The sequence below is a fragment of the Vibrio sp. 10N.222.46.A1 genome, from assembly GCF_041473595.1.
GTDB classification, from domain to species: Bacteria; Pseudomonadota; Gammaproteobacteria; order Enterobacterales; family Vibrionaceae; genus Vibrio; species Vibrio tasmaniensis_A.
Genome location: NZ_JBFRSN010000513.1, coordinates 1 through 2,815, shown reverse-complemented (window position 1 = coordinate 2,815; position 2,815 = coordinate 1). Strand labels below are relative to the sequence as shown.

Here is a 2,815-nt window from a genome sequence, read left to right as displayed (position 1 = left end):
TCTAGGTCTAGGTCTAGGAAGCATTATGAATAAAAAAAGACGCTTTAACGTTATCATTAAAGCGTCTTTCGTTTTGACTTTATCTGTGACTTAACTGCCAGACCAAGCAACTCGTTAGTAAATCATGTTCATGACTTACTAACGATGAGTCCAATCACTATGCGTCAATAAATGCGTTTAGCGTTGAGCTTGGGCGCATTAGTGATGAAACCAATGCATCATCAAGTAGGTAATAACCGCCTAAGTCGCCAGCTGGACCTTGAGCGTTATTCAGCTCAGCAACAATAGCTTCTTCACTTTCAGCCAATTGAGTTGCAACACCTGCGAACTCAGCAGCAAGGTCAGCGTCAACCGTTTGCTCAGCCAGCGCTTTCGCCCAGTATGCTGCAAGGTAGTAGTGGCTACCACGGTTATCAAGCTCACCCACTCGACGTGAAGGAGACTTGTTGTTATCTAGGAATTCACCCGTCGCTTTATCAAGCGCGTCAGCGAGAACTTGTGCCTTAGCATTCCCCGTTACTACGCTTAGGTGCTCTAGAGATGCCGCTAGTGCCAAGAACTCACCAAGAGAGTCCCAACGCAGGTGGTTTTCTTTCTCTACTTGTTGAACATGCTTAGGCGCAGAACCGCCAGCACCTGTTTCAAACAGGCCGCCACCGTTCATAAGTGGAACAATCGATAGCATTTTAGCTGACGTACCAAGCTCTAGAATCGGGAACAAATCCGTTAGGTAATCACGTAATACGTTACCTGTAACCGAAATAGTATCTAGGCCTTCTTTGATACGAACCAGTGAGTACTGAGTTGCTTCTAAAGGAGCAAGGATCTTAATTTCAAGACCATCGGTATCATATTCAGGAAGGTAAGCGTCAACTTTCTTAATAAGCTGAGCATCATGCGCGCGAGACGCGTCTAGCCAGAATACTGCAGGAACACCCGAAGCACGAGCACGAGTTACCGCTAGCTTAACCCAGTCTTGAATCGGTGCATCTTTAACCTGACACATACGGAAGATATCACCTTCCTCTACGTCTTGCTCTAGAAGCACAACGCCTGAAGCGTCAACAACTTGAACCTGACCAGCAGCTTCAAGGATAAAAGTCTTATCGTGAGAACCGTACTCTTCGGCTTTTTGAGCCATCAAGCCAACGTTTGGTACACTACCCATTGTTGTTGGATCGAAAGCACCATTCTCTTTGCAGAAATCAATAACTGCTTGGTAGATGCTTGCGTAGCTGCGATCAGGAATCATAGCTTTCGTGTCTTTTTGCTTACCTTCTGGATCCCACATTTGACCTGAAGAACGCAGCATTGCAGGCATAGATGCATCAACAATGATGTCGCTTGGAACGTGTAGGTTAGTAATGCCGCGATCCGAATCAACCATCGCTAGTGGTGGTTGAGTCTCGTATACCGCTTGTAGGTCAGCTTCAATCGCTTCTTTCTGCTCTTGAGGAAGCGCAGCAATTTTTGCGTATACATCGCCGATGCCGTTGTTTACATCAACACCAAGCTCTTCAAACAGTTGACCGTGCTTAGCGAATACGTCTTTGTAGTAAACCTTAACTGCATGACCAAAGATCACAGGGTCAGATACTTTCATCATCGTCGCTTTCATGTGAAGAGAAAGCAGTACACCTTGCTCTTTAGCTGATGCGATCTCTTTCTCGAAGAACGCAACCAAAGCGGCCTTGTTCATCACTGACGCATCAATGATCTCTTTATCTTGCAATGCAAAAGCGGGCTTCAGAGTTTTCTTCGCACCATCTTTACCAACGAATTCAATGCTAACTTCTGTAGCACCTTCAATTGTTACTGACTTTTCGCTGCCGAAGAAGTCTTTGTCGTCCATACTTGAAACGTGCGACTTAGAATCCGCAGACCAAGCACCCATTGAGTGTGGGTTCTTCTTCGCGTAGTTTTTAACAGAAAGTGGAGCGCGGCGATCCGAGTTACCTTCACGTAACACAGGGTTTACAGCACTGCCTTTGATTTTATCGTAAGTCGCTTTAACGGCTTTCTCTTCGTCAGTGTTTGCTTCTTCTGGGTAATTAGGAAGTGCGTAACCTTTTGACTGAAGCTCTTTGATTGTTGCTTGAAGTTGAGGAACAGATGCAGAGATATTTGGAAGCTTGATGATGTTCGCTTCAGGTGTCTTAGCTAACTCACCTAATTCTGCTAATGCATCACCAATACGTTGCTCTTCGTTCAGGTAGTCAGGGAAGTTGGCAATAATGCGCCCTGCAAGTGAAATGTCGCGAGTATCAACGTTAATACCAGAAGAAGCCGTAAAAGATTGAATGATAGGCAGCAGAGAGTAAGTTGCTAGCGCCGGAGCTTCATCAGTAATGGTATAGATGATCGTTGGTTTTTCAGTAGGCATGAAATTTCCCTATAGTTCTTACAAGCTCACTTAAAGCAGTGAGAGTGTTATAAATTGACCAGTAAGCCACTCTGAGAGTGAAAACTGCTTACTCGATAGTCGTACTCTATCTTATTTTTCATGCAATCTTGATGACAGCATGAGCCAAATCCGTGAGTGCATTGTTTTAATAAAAGAGCCAGTTATAATAAAACACGAAGGTATAATTAAACAAATCAGGCTTAAGAGTCCATCAACTTGTTCTATTTTGTGTCTTTTAGGCGCGCAAATGATAGCTCAATTCCGTTTCTATGAAAACTTTTCGGCACACTTCGTTTACATTTTTGCAAGGTAGTTAACATGTCTACTCGCTCACGCAGCGCATCTCGTTCAGACAAACCGGCTCGTTCTGGTACCACATTAAAACAAAGCGGTAATAGACAGAATCAACAC

At 44.3% G+C, this 2,815-nt stretch carries 1 protein-coding gene and 1 pseudogene; one reads left to right on the top strand and one right to left on the bottom strand.

What is annotated here, in order from left to right; genetic code table 11:
* Positions 1–157: 157 nt before the first annotated feature.
* A complete protein-coding gene (locus AB4496_RS14960) occupies positions 158–2,383 on the bottom strand; it encodes an NADP-dependent isocitrate dehydrogenase (protein ID WP_009846335.1) in 2,226 nt (741 codons plus the stop codon).
* A 339-nt stretch (positions 2,384–2,722) separates the two neighbouring features.
* Here AB4496_RS14960 and AB4496_RS14955 point away from each other — a divergent pair.
* A pseudogene (locus AB4496_RS14955) lies at positions 2,723–2,815 on the top strand (23S rRNA pseudouridylate synthase); the annotation flags it as partial.

Excerpts from the sequence above, each read along its gene's own strand:
- AB4496_RS14960 (WP_009846335.1), bottom strand. The coding sequence starts at position 2,383 with ATGCCTACTGAAAAACCAACGATCATCTATACCATTACTGATGAAGCT.